The sequence below is a fragment of the Psychrobacter sp. APC 3279 genome (assembly GCF_030407795.1).
In the GTDB taxonomy this organism is placed as follows: Bacteria; Pseudomonadota; Gammaproteobacteria; order Pseudomonadales; family Moraxellaceae; genus Psychrobacter.
Window position 1 is genome coordinate 17,883 of record NZ_JASDCR010000027.1, and the last position, 15,117, is coordinate 32,999.

Annotated in this window: 11 protein-coding genes and 1 pseudogene; 9 read left to right on the plus strand and 3 right to left on the minus strand. The window is 43.8% G+C overall.

Annotated features, from left to right (window positions below; all coding sequences use genetic code 11):
* The first annotated feature begins 56 nt into the window (after positions 1–56).
* From QL898_RS13030 to QL898_RS13055, 6 genes are all read left to right on the plus strand, one after another.
* Positions 57–1,592, plus strand: coding sequence for a tetratricopeptide repeat protein (locus tag QL898_RS13030; RefSeq protein ID WP_201547677.1), 1,536 nt, complete (start codon positions 57–59; stop codon positions 1,590–1,592).
* A gap of 132 nt (positions 1,593–1,724) precedes the next feature.
* Entirely contained in the window at positions 1,725–3,281 is a 1,557-nt protein-coding gene (locus QL898_RS13035; RefSeq protein WP_290177109.1) for a 3-deoxy-D-manno-octulosonic acid transferase, read from the plus strand.
* Positions 3,278–4,000 (plus strand): 16S rRNA (uracil(1498)-N(3))-methyltransferase, encoded by a 723-nt coding sequence (locus tag QL898_RS13040; RefSeq protein WP_290177110.1) that lies wholly within the window; start codon positions 3,278–3,280, stop codon positions 3,998–4,000. Before QL898_RS13035 ends, QL898_RS13040 begins: the two co-directional genes overlap by 4 nt.
* A gap of 267 nt (positions 4,001–4,267) precedes the next feature.
* Positions 4,268–5,392 (plus strand): extracellular solute-binding protein, encoded by a 1,125-nt coding sequence (locus QL898_RS13045; RefSeq protein WP_290177111.1) that lies wholly within the window; start codon positions 4,268–4,270, stop codon positions 5,390–5,392.
* A gap of 199 nt (positions 5,393–5,591) precedes the next feature.
* Positions 5,592–7,268, plus strand: a complete 1,677-nt coding sequence (locus QL898_RS13050; protein WP_290177112.1) for an iron ABC transporter permease — start codon at positions 5,592–5,594, stop codon at positions 7,266–7,268.
* Positions 7,269–7,392: 124 nt separating this feature from the next.
* Positions 7,393–8,718 (plus strand): ABC transporter ATP-binding protein, encoded by a 1,326-nt coding sequence (locus QL898_RS13055; protein WP_201547682.1) that lies wholly within the window; start codon positions 7,393–7,395, stop codon positions 8,716–8,718.
* Between the two features lie 33 nt (positions 8,719–8,751).
* Here the strand turns inward: QL898_RS13055 and QL898_RS13060 are convergent, their stop codons facing one another.
* Both QL898_RS13060 and QL898_RS13065 read right to left on the minus strand, forming a co-directional pair.
* The gene (locus QL898_RS13060; RefSeq protein WP_201547683.1) at positions 8,752–9,597 is read right to left on the minus strand and encodes a methyltransferase domain-containing protein; all 846 of its coding nucleotides are present in this window, start codon (positions 9,595–9,597) and stop codon (positions 8,752–8,754) included.
* Between the two features lie 55 nt (positions 9,598–9,652).
* Positions 9,653–9,934, minus strand: a complete 282-nt coding sequence (locus QL898_RS13065; RefSeq protein ID WP_201547684.1) for a hypothetical protein — start codon at positions 9,932–9,934, stop codon at positions 9,653–9,655.
* Positions 9,935–10,422: 488 nt separating this feature from the next.
* On the opposite strand from QL898_RS13065, the gene QL898_RS13070 reads away from it, so the two are divergent.
* The 3 genes from QL898_RS13070 to rarD all read left to right on the plus strand — a co-directional run bounded on the left by QL898_RS13070 (position 10,423) and on the right by rarD (position 14,946).
* Entirely contained in the window at positions 10,423–10,602 is a 180-nt protein-coding gene (locus QL898_RS13070; RefSeq protein ID WP_201547685.1) for a hypothetical protein, read from the plus strand.
* Between the two features lie 304 nt (positions 10,603–10,906).
* Positions 10,907–13,699: a DNA gyrase subunit A gene (gene gyrA, locus QL898_RS13075; protein ID WP_290177113.1), complete on the plus strand. Its 2,793-nt coding sequence runs from the start codon at positions 10,907–10,909 to the stop codon at positions 13,697–13,699.
* Between the two features lie 176 nt (positions 13,700–13,875).
* Entirely contained in the window at positions 13,876–14,946 is a 1,071-nt protein-coding gene (rarD, locus tag QL898_RS13080; RefSeq protein WP_290177114.1) for an EamA family transporter RarD, read from the plus strand.
* 56 nt (positions 14,947–15,002) lie between these two features.
* Here the strand turns inward: rarD and QL898_RS13085 are convergent.
* A pseudogene (locus QL898_RS13085) lies at positions 15,003–15,117 on the minus strand (IS5/IS1182 family transposase); the annotation flags it as partial.

The following is a 15,117-nucleotide window of genomic DNA, read 5'->3' on the forward strand; positions in this document are numbered from 1 at the left end:
CTTTTATAGCCTATGCTTTTTTGGTTTATCTATCTGCAAAGAGGTCACGTCCGTCTATGTCTGCATCACCTTTAACACCACTGGACTATATTGCAGAAGGCTACTGGCAAGACTTCTTGGCTGGGCGTCCTATTGCGGGCGGTATAGCCTACGAAACTGAGCTGCGCGCTTGTATGCTAGACGAGTCACTTGAGAGTTTACAGCGTATTGATACGCTATTGTCCCAAGTGCGCCGAGATATGATCAAGAGTGGTATGTGGGATGAGATGACGCTGTTGGTCGATGAGCGCTATCGTAATTTCATGGTGTTTTTGGCGTTTTATGCCGGTCGTGTATTGGCGCAGCAGTGGCAAAGCAAGCCACATTGGTATGGTCAGTTTGAGCTGCGTAAACGTTACCCTGAGCTAACATTGATCACCGATGATTTTTATCAGCATATGGCGGTCGGTTATGATGATAGCGGGGTTAAAGAGCGCTTGTTTTTTGCACTAGAGCCAATAGGGCTGCGTCTGTTTGGTCATATTGATCGGCAGTTTGACGCAGTACTACAAGGCGGGCAAGTAGAGAGTGGGTTGTATCAAGCGGTTAGCCTTAGACTACCAACTACTTTAAGCAACGATGTTCATTCAGTGCCTGAATTAACAGCGCATAAAGTAACAACAAGCAAAGCAACAACACATAAAGCAACCACTCATCAAACCACTGAAAGCATCGTTCCGAGCGCAGATTCAAATACGCATGTCGGTACTAGTCAATTAAATGCTCCTCTTAACAAGCCAGAGGAAGTGTCGATAGGAGCTGAGTATAATCAAGCTAATGCAGTTGTAACTGACAGTGAGAGTCGCGCAATTCAGTCTGCTATGCCTGCTACGGTAACAACTGAGTTGCAAACAAGCGTAGTGCCTCCTGAGTCTGAGAGCTTGATAAAGCCTGAGCTGACTAAAGTAACGAAGCCAACAGCCAAGCCTGCGTTACCTGTAAAAAATACATCGACGTCAGAGATGTTTACGCAACTGCTCGTAGAGTTAGATGAGATAGCGGTGCCACAACCAACTGGTGATGTTCAATATCAGCAAGCACGCAAAGTATTAGATCAGTTCGAGCAGCATATTGCCAAACAGAACAAACCTCGTCGCCAAGTTATATTTTTAGATAATCATATCGCAGCAAAAAACAAAGCGCTGCTAATACTGCAAGCGGCTGCTGAAGATGGTAATACAGCGGCTATGCTACGTTTGGCCATGTATGAATTGTTAGGTGAAGGTTTGACAGCGGACAGTGACAATCAAAAAAAATCTGGCGTAGAGTGGGTCAATCAAGCCGCCAGCAAAAACGACAGCCGTGCTCAGCGTCTACTCAGTAAAATGTACTACCAAGGAGTAGGGGTATCTCAAGATATAGATAGCGGTAAATACTGGTTAGAGCAGGCAGCGGATAATGGTCATGCAGAAGCGGCCAATCTGGTTCAGCAATGGCAGCAAGCAGAAGTGCTGCTGACCACACAGAAGCAAGAGCAGCATAGCACCAAGCGTTATCAGATTTTAATTGGCGCAATCATCGCAGTCGCTTTATTGATAATAGTCATTATCTAAAAATCATTATCTAATAACTATTTACTCAGTGACTTTTTAAAAGCTTATTGTTACAGCTTAAATTCAGGTAGAATTGGCGCGCTTTACCTTTACCCTTTTATTGTTTGATTCATAACTAATTTGGGCTGTTCCATGCCATCATCTAATACCCCGTCTGACCACTCTGCAAATCCAATTGGCCCTGTATCATCGCCTAATCGTGCGGTACACGAGACACCTTTATATTATCAGTCTCTTATTGGGCTGCTAAAGCCATTATATCGTCTGCAAGTATGGCGTCGATCTCATAAAAACGACAATTACCAGCAGGAAATCGATCAGCGTTTTGGCAAGCAGTATCCACCGCGTCCAGTGGTCCATGCTAATATCGATAAAGGAGTGATTTGGTGCCACGCAGTCTCATTAGGTGAGACCAATACGGTCGCGCCTTTATTAGATATGTTATTGGCTAATGGCTATCAGATATGGTTGACCAATACGACTCAGACAGGTTTTGCCCGTGGTGCTAGTCGCTTTGCAGAAAAGATAGCTCAGGGTCAGATGAGTCACAGCTATGTGCCAGTCGACAGCCCTGCTGTGATCGAGACTTTCTTAACGCATGTGCAGCCGATCGCTGCACTGTTTGTAGAAACAGAGCTGTGGGCAAATATCTTGACCAAGTTATCCCAGCACCGTATTCCAAGTATTCTAGTCAATGGTCGATTATCTGCTTCTTCTTTTCAGAGCTATCAAAAAATTGGTGCAGTCAGCGCCAGTATGATGAAAAACCTCTCCTTAATTATTGCGCAAGACAGCGACTCTGCTAAACGCTTTCGGCAGTTAGGGGCTAGTAGCGCCCAAATTCGCGTGGCAGGCTCATTAAAGTGGGTAATCAATGCGTCCAAAACTGATGACCAAGCGGTAGAAGATAACCGTATTTATAGTAAGAAAGCTGATCTGCGAGCAGATTTTGGTATAGCAGATCGTCCTGTGTGGGTAGCTGCGAGTACTCATGATGGCGAAGAGGCAGCAGCGTTGTCATTGCAGCAGCAACTACTGTCTCAAGCCACATTAGCAGATACATTGCTTGTTATTGTCCCTAGACATCCTGAGCGTTTTGACGCAGTAGCAGAACTCATTCAGAAAACTGGGTTAAATATGGCTCGGCGCAGTGATGGAGACGTGATTGATGCAGATACGCAAGTCTATCTAGCAGACAGCATGGGTGAGATGATGACTTGGTATACATTGGCAAATGTAGCGTTTGTGGGTGGCTCGCTGGTAGATATTGGTGGGCATAATCCAGTAGAGCCTGCAAGTGTGGCCACGCCTGTACTGATGGGGCGTTATACTCAGTCTTGCCAAAGCGTGATAGACAAATTGGCTAGCGTAGGCGCTTTATATCAGCCAAGTAATGATTTTTATTGTCAAATCGAGTCAAATCGCGCAAGTAGTACAGATGCACAGATAGTCAGTGATGATCAGTTAAAGGCGAACAAAAAAACTTCTCGTAAGAAAACAGCTTATAACCGTGAAGACGCTGTGAGTATCTATACGCAGTTGGCGACTTGGCTGAGCAATTTGTCATTGGCCGTGCAGGCAGGGCAAGCTGGCGAGCAAATGACAATACAGCAGCAAGCAGTATTGACCCGTCAATTTACGATGATTGAAGACGCTATCGATATGTCTTCTAACCAAGATAATTTATGAACTGTATATTATTGCCCGCTGAAAATTTCTCAGCAAACGCAGCAAAAATCGATGCCTTGTCTCAAGTCAGCCATGTGACTAAAGTGCTGGGCGCAAAAGTTGGTGATACGCTTAAGATTGGCCAAATAGGCGGTAACCTTGGTACGGCTGTTATCGAAGATATTACCTCTGACAGCATTCAGCTAGGTAACGTCCAGCTGAATACTGTGCCGCCTGCCAAATTGGATCTGACTGTTATTTTAGCGTTACCGCGTCCTAAAGTGCTACGGCGATTGATCATGGATATGACGGCGCTTGGTGTACGCGATATCATTCTTATAAATAGTTACCGTACTCAAAAAAGCTATTGGCAAAGTCCAATGCTTGAGCGGTTAGACGAGTTTGTATTAGAAGGCCTACAGCAAAGCATCGATACGATTGTTCCTAGTATTACGCTACAAAAACGTTTTAAGCCATTTGTTGAAGACACACTGGCAAGCCTAATGAGCAATCGAGCGATTGTCGCGCATCCTTATAGTCAGCAGTCTTTTTCTGAGTTTTTACAACAGCAACCATCACGACAGCTACCAAATCTAGTCTGCATAGGTGCTGAAGGTGGCTGGATCGACTATGAGATAGAGCTACTGTCAGCACAAGGCTGCACACCTGTACATATAGGCTCTCGTATCTTACGTACAGAAGCTGCAGTCAATGCGATTTTAGGGCAATGGTTGCTTTAGATGGACACTAAAACGCGTCGCTAGACCAAACTATTGAAAGAACTGGGCCGCTAAAAATAGCTCTTAAAAATCAATGCTAAAGACTCATCACAGGTATATTTGCCAGTTAAACAAATGTATTGATAATTAATCTCACTTCCATTAGTATGTTGCTTTGATATATTATGGCCTGATTACTGCTAGCGCTTAGCAAGTCATCGTTATAATCACTGTTATTTTGTCTCACTATACATCTTACTTTTTTATAGCATTACTATGGGGAAAACCATGTCATTGAACGCTATCAGCGCTAATCTAACCTCTACGAAGCTTATCCTACCTGCAGCCGTATTTGGCATGATGTTGGGTCTAGCAGGTTGTAGTAATTCTTCAACCACAGAAGAGAGCGTAGAAGTAGAGTCAACAGAAACAGGTGCTGAGCAGCAAGCAGCAACTGACGAAGCTACGACTGCTGATAGTCAGACGATTACTATCTACTCATCACGTAATGAGCAGCTGATTAAGCCATTGCTAGATCGCTATACTGAGCAAACAGGCGTAAAAGTTGAGTTGGTCACGGACAAAACAGGTCCACTCATGGCGCGTTTGCAAGCGGAAGGTCAGAATACTCCAGCTGATATGCTATTGACCGTTGATGCTGGTAACTTATGGCAAGCTGCAGAGCAAGGCCTATTGCAGCCAGTATCATCTACTGTGTTAGAAGCTAACGTCCCTGCAAAATACCGTGATCCAAAAGGTCAGTGGACAGGTCTGTCACTACGTGCACGTACTATCTTCTATGACCCAAGCAAAGTCACTGCTGACCAGTTGTCTACTTATGCAGATTTGGCCGATCCAAAATGGAAAGGCAAACTATGCTTACGTACCTCTAAAAAGGTTTATAACCAATCGCTTGTCGCTAGCATGATGGAGCATTTGGGACCAGAAAAAACAGAAGAAGTAATTCGCGGTTGGGTTGATAACCTAGCGACTGATGTGTTCAGTGATGACACTAGTATGCTAGAAGCTATCGCTGCTGGTCAGTGTGAAGTCGGTATCGCCAATAGTTACTACTATGGTCGTCTATTGGACGAAAAACCAAACTTCCCTGTGAAGATATTCTGGGCAAACCAAGATACTACTGGTACGCACGTAAACATCTCAGGCGCTGGCGTGGTTGCAGGTTCGGACAATCCAGATGGTACGCTTAAGCTGATAGAATGGTTGTCATCTGACGAGGCACAAGGTCTCTATGCCAGCTCTGACAAAGAATTCCCAGTAAAAGTAGGTATCGACGAGTCAGACATGCTCAGATCATGGGGTGAGTTCAAAAAAGACGATATCAATGTACAGAAATTCGGTGAACTACAAACTCAAGCTATCCAAATGATGGACAAAGCGGGTTATAAATAAGGGATCGCCAGTAATAGTGATACCAATCTTGAAATCATAACTTTTAGACAATAGTTCTCAAAACAGTAGCTTTTAAACAACAGCTTTTAAAGAATAGGTTCAAAGGTTAGTCGTTATAGATGAGCTATTCAGATAATGACGATTTTGAGGTTGGTATAAGCTTACAAGGTCTCTATACGTATGACACGGTAATGATAATATGATCACAACGCCAGATGCGTCTGTTAGTCAAAATGATACTGTCAATAACGGTGTTAACGACCAGCAGACTGTCAGCCAAGACCACGTCCTTCGTAAACGTATTATCTCGAAATCAGTCTTAGGGCTGATTTCGTTGTTTATGCTAGTACCGATTTTAATCGTGCTGCTGTCGTGGACACAGCCAGTGGCAGAGATTTGGACACACATGGCAGATTATGTACTGCCGCAAGTGCTTAAAAACACGGCGATTTTATTGCTTATGGTGACTGTCGTTTCAGGCACTATTGGTACTGCTTTGGCTTGGGTCACTAGTATGTATCGTTTCCCTGGTCAGCGTTTTTTTTCGTGGGCATTGATGTTGCCACTTGCCATCCCTGCTTATGTGTTGGCATTTGTCACTATCGGGATTGTTGATTTTAGTGGGCCGCTACAGACAGCTTTACGCGATTCTGGTATCAGTACTGCTATACCGTCGATAAGGAATGTATGGGGCGCAGGCTTGGTATTATCGCTAGCGTTTTACCCTTATGTATATTTGCTCGCGCGTCAGGCATTTTTGTCGCAAGGCAGGCGAGCGATAGAAGCGGGGCAAATGCTTGGTTTGAGTCGTAGCCATGTATTTTTTCGTCTGGCGCTACCGCAAGCACTGCCTTGGATTATAGGTGGCTTATTGCTAGCTAGTATGGAAACCTTAGCGGATTTTGGTGCAGTATCGGTATTCAATGTTGATACTTTTACTACCGCCATTTATAAAGCATGGTTTGGTTTTTTTAGTTTGACCACAGCGGCTCAGCTAGCAGCCTTGCTCATTGGTGTGATATTTATTGTGGTATTGTTTGAGCAGTATTGGCAAGCGAAGCGTGGTAGTTCACTTACCCAAGGTAGCAGCCAACGCTTTGACGCCAGTAAACCTGCTAAGCTGGCCATGACACTGCTGTGTACGCTCATCTTTTTAGTTGCCTTTTTAATTCCTTTTTTACAGCTTATCTATTGGACAGCACTGAATTTTCGCCAAGATTTTGATGCGCGTTACATTGATTTTGTCACTAACAGCCTCATGATTGCTAGTATGACCACGCTGTTTATTGCCTTTTTGGCGATTATCATTGCGTGGATCAAACGGCAGTATCCTGATAAATCGACTAAGCTAATGACCACTTTAGCCAATTTAGGCTATGTCGTACCGGGGACTGTGTTGGCGGTAGGGATATTTATACCTATTGCGTGGCTTGATAATCATATGATTGCTTTTGGTATCACCTCACAGCAAGTGCTTTCTGGCAGTGTCATTGTTATGCTAATGGCGTTATCGACGCGTTTTATGACGGTGAGTTTTCAGCCAGTTGACAGACAATTGCAGCGATTGACAGTCAATCAAGAAGCTGCTGCAAAATTACTGAGCGACAGTCCTTATCAGCGCTGGCGTCATGTGATGCTGCCTGTGCTTAGCCCTGGCGTATTGACTGCATTATTGATGGGCTTTGTCGAAGTGATGAAAGAGATGCCCATTACGCTGATGACACGGCGTCAAGGCTGGGATACGCTTGCAGTACGAGTGTTTGAAATGACGAGCGAAGGTATGTGGGGACGAGCCGCATTACCGAGTTTGCTAATCGTGCTGGTTGGTTTGCTCCCTGTTTGGATATTACTGCGTCAAAGTGACAAACACAGTTAGTAACAACAAAGCTAATAGCAATAATTTGACATAAGTTTAACAGCACACTCGTAGTGTCAGCTATATTATAATTTGCTCTATTTTATCGATGGTTTTACTTACTAATAGCGAACTGGTACCGTCTATGTACACTGATTCAATGAACGACTCCACAAATTCTAAGTCAGAAAAGGCTCGGGCTAGTCATATGCCTGTAGCAAAGTCACCACTGTCACAAAATAGAATCAATCCAGTTCAGCCGAATAAAACTGTAGAACAAAGCAATACCTCACAACAAAATACTGAGAAATATATCGCGACAGATCCTTATTTTAGTGTGCAAAATCTCATCGTAGGCTATGACGATACTATTGTTGTCAATGGTCTATCATTGATGCTGGAGCAAGGCGAGATTGGTTGCTTCTTAGGTTATAGCGGCTGCGGGAAGACAACAGCGCTTCGAGCAATCGCGGGACTGGAGCAAAGTCGCGGCGGCACTATCTACCTAAACAATCAACGCCTAACTGAAAAGACAGCTCGCCAATCATTTGCAGTTGCACCAGCCAAGCGTGGCATGGGCATGGTGTTTCAAGACTATGCTCTGTTTGGTCATTTAAGCGTGGCAAAAAACATCGCCTTTGGTCTTAATAAATGGTCAGCTGCTGACAAAAAAGCTCGAGTGGCTGAGATGCTAAGCTTAGTTGAATTGACTGAGCATGCGGATAAACGTCCTAATGAGCTATCTGGTGGTCAGCAGCAGCGTGTGGCTCTTGCAAGAGCGCTCGCCCCAAAACCAAAACTACTATTACTTGATGAACCGTTCTCTAATCTAGATGTGGTACTGCGTGAGTCATTGGCAATGAATGTCCGTGATATTCTCAAACGTACTAATACCACAGCGATTTTGGTCACTCATGATCAAAATGAAGCGTTCGCGCTAGCGGATAAAGTAGGGGTCATGGACAAGGGCAGATTGGTACAGTGGGCCAGACCAAGCGAGCTGTATCATGAGCCTGTCAGTCCTTTTGTCGCTGAGTTCGTAGGCGAAGGCGCCATGATCGATGGCATTATCAATGATGGACATGTCAAGACGGCACTAGGTAATATTTATCGCCGCATGGAAGTCTATGATGAATCGGGTCAGCCGCAGTATTGTGCATATGATTATCCAAATGGTACGCCAATCAAAGTACTCGTGCGCCCTGATGATATCATTCATGATGATGACAGTACGCAGACAGCTTTGGTTATCGGACGTGTGTTTCGCGGTGCCAACTATTTGTACCGTCTGCAGTTAGACGACGGACAGACTGTCTTATCATTGGTTGCGAGCCATCATAACCATGCAATCGGCTCGCATATTGGCATTCTGCCTTTGTTAGAGCATGTCGTAGTCTTCGATGAAAAAGACATCAATGCCACTACTTGGTCAGAATACGATAGATCATCGAGAATGGATGAAGAGGTTTAGCCATCTTTACAATTATTGAGCTGTTGTCTCAATTTACCGTTTAGCCAAAATGTGTAAGTAACGGCCAAGCCATTTGTACGGCTCTAATTGTGAGTAGCGTAACTCCATTCTGATCACTGCATCTGGGTCGTTGTGACCGCCACGTTTGAGCGGTGCATAATCATGAAACACTCGTAGACCACTGCTACGTACCGTCTGATAATCATGCGCTTTGAGCCAAGACTCAACTTCTTCTTTGGCCACGGGATGGTTGGGGGTTAGACTTTTCTTATTGTCTGCCTTATAGTTTGTATTATCGAGTAGATTAAAATTTCCCATGATAAGGTTACGATAATCAAAGCTTGCAGGATTATAGAAACAGACGGATAGCGCGCCACCATCTATTAAGTGCTTATCAAAAAAGTCCATGACCGCCGATGGTTCTGCCAACCATTCAAGTAGCGCGTGCGACATAATCAAATCAAACTTCTCTGTCTGGGCCAGTTTTTCCTCAAGCGCTTGATAAGGGCAAACATACCAAGTGATGTCTAGCTTTTTATCAACTTTTTCTGCGCTCGCTTTTGCCTTCTCAAGCATATTCGCTGATATGTCATTGATGACTACGCTATGACCTTGAGCAGCAAGTTCTATCGCAATTTGCGCAAGCCCTGCACCCACATCCAAGATACGTAAAGGTCGCCCAAGCGCCTCACTCATCTGTGAACTATATTCAAAAATATCACGGCGTAGTACAGCTAATCGAATCTCGCCTTTTAAACCACCATAGACCTTCTTTTCGAAATGATCGGCAATGGCATCGAAGCTACGATCAGTCCGTGTTTCTTCTGCTGGTATAGAAAGGTTTGAGTCAGGCTGGCTATCTTGATGTTTAATTGTCATAGGTATTTAGATCAATAATTAAGAGGGTCAAATTAATAAAACTATTCAGTATTAACTAGCGTTTCAGGCGTCTGTTAATTACCCATTTAAAAACGACCTTCGCTAATATAATAACGACAAATACCACGATAACAAACACCCACATACCGTTGCCTTGTAGATTCTCTTGATAGGCTTTTGACAAGTATGCTGATAAAGCCATAGCGACTAAAAGTGCTCCCCAACGGACATATGGGACAGCGCGATTGTTATGGTTAGGAAAGCTAGCAACATAATCGCTCGAAAAGCTGTATAGCACCATTGCTAAAATCCAAACAATTGCAAGAATGATATCCATAATAAAAGTAGCCTGTTAGGTCGTTATGTAAGTGCTATAAAAGATGAGGTAGTGTAGCGTTTAGAAATTTTTTGTCCAGTATCACTAAAAAAATAGCTGCATCAAAGTGGTTTAAATCATAATGTGCTCATTAAAATAATGTGATTTTGAAAGCTATTAGCTCATGGCAAAGCATTATGGTTATGAAAACAATATGACCATAAAAACAATCAGTTCACGTCAGAGCCTCAGTTCACTTCAAAGATAGTTGTAAGTGTTGTTGTATTGGCTAAATATTCTAAGCATCCTAGTTGTTTGGTCAATAGAGCTTATATGCAAACCACGTATGAGCTCTATGCTCAAGATTTTAGCGTTAAATTAAATGTCATGTTGAGTTGTAGATAGAAATATAAGTATCCACTCAGTTAGTCAAAATAAATCTTGTAGAGCTGTGGCTAATGAGTATAGTATTTTTCTATTTAATATCCATCAGATACGGAGAATAAATAATGAAATCAATCACCACAGCACTATTAGCTCTAGTATTTGCCTTCACATCTATCAATCAAGCCCAAGCTCGCAACACGCTTTGTTCAGGTAAAATGGGCGGCGTATCACATTGCTCGGCAGAGGGTAAGTTCGTTTGTAAAAATGGCAAAATCAGCCAATCGAAAAAAACCTGCCATTAGAATAAATTTAGTGTGTATCGGTAATTCAAAATACTACTGTGAATGAACCGTCTAGCTTGATTTTAATGGTACTCAGAACCCCCTAAATCAGCAAATTTGTGCTAAAATAGCTTCTTTAATTAAACATTGTTTTTAACAAAAACCGTATCACAATTTTCCTATTGTTTTGCACGTGTAGCAGTGTTTTTTATGGTGTGTATTTTGGTCATGACTGCCCATTTATGTGGCAATATTTTTATATGATCTATGGGAGCCATAAGCGATGTGTCAACGTTAGAAAAAAAATGTGAGTGAAGGAGTGTATATGAGCGAATCGGTCAGTCCTATTGGCATCGTAGATGAACTAAAGCAGTCGTATTTGGATTATGCGATGAGCGTGATCGTCTCGCGTGCGCTGCCTGATGTGCGTGATGGGTTCAAACCTGTACACCGCCGCGTGATGTATGCCATGCACGTGCTATCAAACGATTATAATAAGCCGTACAAAAAATCAGCACGTGTGGTCGGTGATGTTATCGGTAAGTACCATCCACACGGCGATAGTGCTGTCTATGATGCCATCGTACGTATGGCGCAGGATTTCAGCTTGCGCTACCCAATGGTTGATGGTCAAGGTAACTTTGGCTCGATCGATGATGATCCTCCGGCAGCGATGCGTTATACCGAAGTACGTATGACCAAACTGACCCACCAAATGCTCGCTGATTTGGACAAAGACACGGTCGATTGGGAAGACAACTATGACGGCTCTGAGCGCATGCCAAGCGTGATGCCAGCGCGTATTCCTAACCTATTGGTCAATGGCGCGACGGGTATTGCCGTTGGTATGGCGACCAATATGGCTCCGCATAATTTGACCGAAGTGATTAATGCCTGCCTGGCCTATGCTGAAAACCCACAAGTTTCAGCTGAAGAGCTGATGTCGCATATCTCAGGTCCTGATTTTCCTACGGGCGGTATTATCTATGGTCGCGCGGGCATTTTAGATGCTTATCGTACGGGTAAAGGCCGTTTGCATATCCGTGGTCGCTATCATATCGAGCCGATGAGCAATACTGGGGTCAACCGCGATCGTGAGCGTATTGTATTTACCGAAGTACCTTATCAGGCTAACAAAGCCAAGCTGATCGAGCGTATCGCAGAGCTTGTCCGTGATAAAAAAATCGAAGGCATTAGCGAGATTCGTGATGAGTCTGATAAAGACGGTATGCGTATCGCTATTGACTTGCGTCGCGGTGAGACCGCTGAAGTTATTGTTAATAACCTATTTCTACAAACGCCACTAGAGTCTAGCTTTAGTATCAATATGGTGGCGCTAGATAATGGTCAGCCAAAACTATTGACCTTGCGCCAGCTTATCGCTGCATTTGTTCGCCATCGTCAAGAGGTAGTGACACGCCGTACGATTTATGAGTTGAACAAAGCCCGCGTTCGTGGTCATTTGCTAGAAGGTCTAACGGTCGCTCTAGCCAATATCGATGAGATTATTGCGACGATTAAAGCGTCAGCAAACCGTGGATTGGCTCGTGAGAGTCTATTAAATAATACATGGGGTTCAGGTAGCGTCGTTGCGATGCTCACAGCTGCTGGTAGTCAATCAGTACGTCCTGAGTTTATCGATGGCGAAGATCCTAAAGCGCCGTTTGGTCTGATCGAAGGCGAAGAGCGCTATCGCTTGTCACTTGAGCAGGTCAATGCGATTTTAGATATGCAATTGCATCGTCTGACTGGCCTTGAGCAAGATAAATTGACCGAAGAATACCAAGACCTATTGCGTGAAATTGCGCATTTAGAGTCTATTCTTGGCGATTTTGATAAGCTGATGGCTATTATCTCTAATGAGATGATCGAGATTCGTGATAACTTTGGTGATGAGCGCCGTACCGATATCATCGATTCACGTATGGACTTTAGTCGCGAAGACCTTATCCCTGAGCAAACGGTCGTCATGACGGTATCGCGTACTGGCTACGCCAAAACTCAGCCGATTGATGATTATGTCGCACAAAAACGTGGCGGTAAAGGTAAGTCTGCCACAGCAATGAAAGAAGATGATGTAATCGATCATTTAGTCGTGACTTCAACGCATTCTACGGTACTGTGTTTCACTGATAGTGGACGTGTCTTTAGCTTACGCGGGTTTGAAGTGCCGATTGCCAGTCGCGGTGCTCGCGGTCGTCCATTGGTTAATCTAATTGGTCTAAATAGCGACGAAACCGTTACGACCATACTACCAATTCCAAAAATCGTAGAAGATACATCAGTAGTAAGTGAAGTATCAGAAGTAAGCAATGATGACGATTCGGTAGAAGATAGCAACCAAGCAGAGCCGCCTTTTGTATTCTTTGCTACGGCCAACGGTACAGTGAAGCGGGTAGAGTTGAAGCAGTTTGCCAATATCAGATCGAACGGTTTGATTGCAGTTGGATTAGAAGACGGTGATAAATTGGTCAGCGCTCGTATTACTAATGGCAGCCAAGAAGTGATGTTGTTCGCTTCAAGTGGTAAAGCGATTCGTTTTGATGAGAATGATGCACGTGCGATGGGTCGTACGGCAAAAGGCGTCCGCGGTATGCGTCTGGCTACTGATGAATTTATCAAATCATTAGTCGTTATCGAAGATGATGTACGTGAAATCCTGATTGCTTGTGAAAATGGCTTTGGTAAACGTACCTTCATCGATGAGTTCAATACGCAAAATCGTGGCGGTGGCGGTGTGATCGCTATCAAGACCAGTGAGCGTAACGGCGCACTAGTACGAGCGACCAAGGTTGACTCTACCGATGATATTATTCTAATCTCTGATAAAGGGACGTTGGTTCGTACTCCAGTTGAGCATGTCGCGAGCTCTGGTCGTAATACGCAAGGCGTAACATTGATTCGTCTGTCAAAAGATGAAAAACTGGTTGCCATGGCGCGTGTTGAGCACGAAGAGAGCGATGATGAGCTTATCGATGCCATGAGAGAAGACGGTACGTTTGAGGTAGAGGGTCAGGAGCAGATAGATATTGATGCGACAACTGACAATGCTGCAACTACTGACGTCGATGATGTGATTGATATTGCAAACGATCATAAACCAAATGACAATCTATAATAGACTAACTATGCATAAGACGATGACGAGTAATAGTCTTGGTAATTAGCTTTTGAGTCTAGTCTCTTAGCATTTTTCTAGAAAAAAGCCTCTGACGTTATCGTCGGAGGCTTTTGTTTTTTAATTCTCATTTTTTCAATACTGTAAATAAGGTTCTATTTTTTAAGGCTGTTGTTATGCTTACGACCAATCAAACTTTTCAGGGAACGGTTGCTTCGGTATCATCGAGCTTTTTATTCTCGATGATGTTTTTGTTTGGACTGTTTATGCTGCCCTTAACAGGAACGCAGGTAGCGTCATGGCGTGTGCTCATGATGTTACTCAGTTTGGTGATATTGGTCAGTTTGACTAAGCAGTGGCAACGTGTTTTTGATTATATAAAGACGCTAAAGACAGTCAAGGAATGGTTAATATTTATACTACCTGCACCAATCCTAGGTGGGCAGATTTGGTTGTTTATGTGGGCGCCGGTCAATGGGTTTGGTCTCGATGTCACGTTAGGCTATTTTTTATTGCCGCTAGTGATGATTGTGCTTGGTCGATTCTTTTACCATGAGTATATGAGCATCTTGCAGTGGGCTGCCGCGATATTTGCAGCGCTCGGCATCGGCTACGATATTGTTCAGTATGGATCAGTATCTTGGGTAACACTGTTTGTATGCCTGGGTTATCCGCCGTATTATCTGCTACGGCGCACCCTTTCTGTACCGCCCATTACAGGGTTATTGTTTGATTTGACGCTGTTGACACCAGTAGTGCTCATCGTGCTATATATGACGGGCGGTTTTGATGTTGCGGCGCAAGACATGAAGTTCTGGTATCTATTGCCGCTGCTTGGTGCTTTTAGTGCGCTTGCGATGTCGCTGACGATGATTGCCAGTAGCAAGTTGCCAGTATCACTGTTTGGGGCGCTAAGTTATATCGAGCCAATGCTATTATTTGTGTTGTCTATTACTGTTTTGAGTCAAAGCCTTGAAGAAGGTGGTTCGCTCTTTATGTATGGCATGATTACGCTTGCGCTACTGGTCATGATGGCTGATAGCGTAAAAGGCTACCTCGTTCGTCAGCGTAATGACCGCTTGCATGGCTATAGAGAGCTTCAGATTGGCGGCTTTCCACCGCGTCGTCATTTTATCAATCAGCGTATCGATGGCGTGCTAAAAGCCCATCGTTTTCGTAAGATTCGTCGTTACCAAAAGAAGATGGATAAGATACAGCAAAAAATCGAACAACTTGATGCAAAATAAGCACTTACCTGCATTAAATTTACTTAATTTAAAAGTTTAGACACTAGGGCGTGTCTTCAATTCATCTTACAATGAACGATAGTACACGCCAGATAAAGCATTGACTTAAAATTACGCGCTAACTTCTCATAGCGAGTGGCGATACTACGAAAGTGTTTAAGCCTTGCAAAC

What these genes read in the sequence shown, in the direction of transcription:
- QL898_RS13040 (WP_290177110.1), top strand. Translation starts at nt 3,278, where the DNA reads ATGAACTGTATATTATTGCCCGCTGAAAATTTCTCAGCAAACGCAGCA.
- QL898_RS13050 (WP_290177112.1), top strand. Translation starts at nt 5,592, where the DNA reads ATGATCACAACGCCAGATGCGTCTGTTAGTCAAAATGATACTGTCAAT.
- QL898_RS13030 (WP_201547677.1), top strand. Translation starts at nt 57, where the DNA reads ATGTCTGCATCACCTTTAACACCACTGGACTATATTGCAGAAGGCTAC.
- rarD (WP_290177114.1), top strand. Translation starts at nt 13,876, where the DNA reads ATGCTTACGACCAATCAAACTTTTCAGGGAACGGTTGCTTCGGTATCA.
- QL898_RS13055 (WP_201547682.1), top strand. Translation starts at nt 7,393, where the DNA reads ATGTACACTGATTCAATGAACGACTCCACAAATTCTAAGTCAGAAAAG.
- gyrA (WP_290177113.1), top strand. Translation starts at nt 10,907, where the DNA reads ATGAGCGAATCGGTCAGTCCTATTGGCATCGTAGATGAACTAAAGCAG.
- QL898_RS13070 (WP_201547685.1), top strand. Translation starts at nt 10,423, where the DNA reads ATGAAATCAATCACCACAGCACTATTAGCTCTAGTATTTGCCTTCACA.
- QL898_RS13065 (WP_201547684.1), bottom strand. Translation starts at nt 9,934, where the DNA reads ATGGATATCATTCTTGCAATTGTTTGGATTTTAGCAATGGTGCTATAC.
- QL898_RS13060 (WP_201547683.1), bottom strand. Translation starts at nt 9,597, where the DNA reads ATGACAATTAAACATCAAGATAGCCAGCCTGACTCAAACCTTTCTATA.
- QL898_RS13035 (WP_290177109.1), top strand. Translation starts at nt 1,725, where the DNA reads ATGCCATCATCTAATACCCCGTCTGACCACTCTGCAAATCCAATTGGC.
- QL898_RS13045 (WP_290177111.1), top strand. Translation starts at nt 4,268, where the DNA reads ATGTCATTGAACGCTATCAGCGCTAATCTAACCTCTACGAAGCTTATC.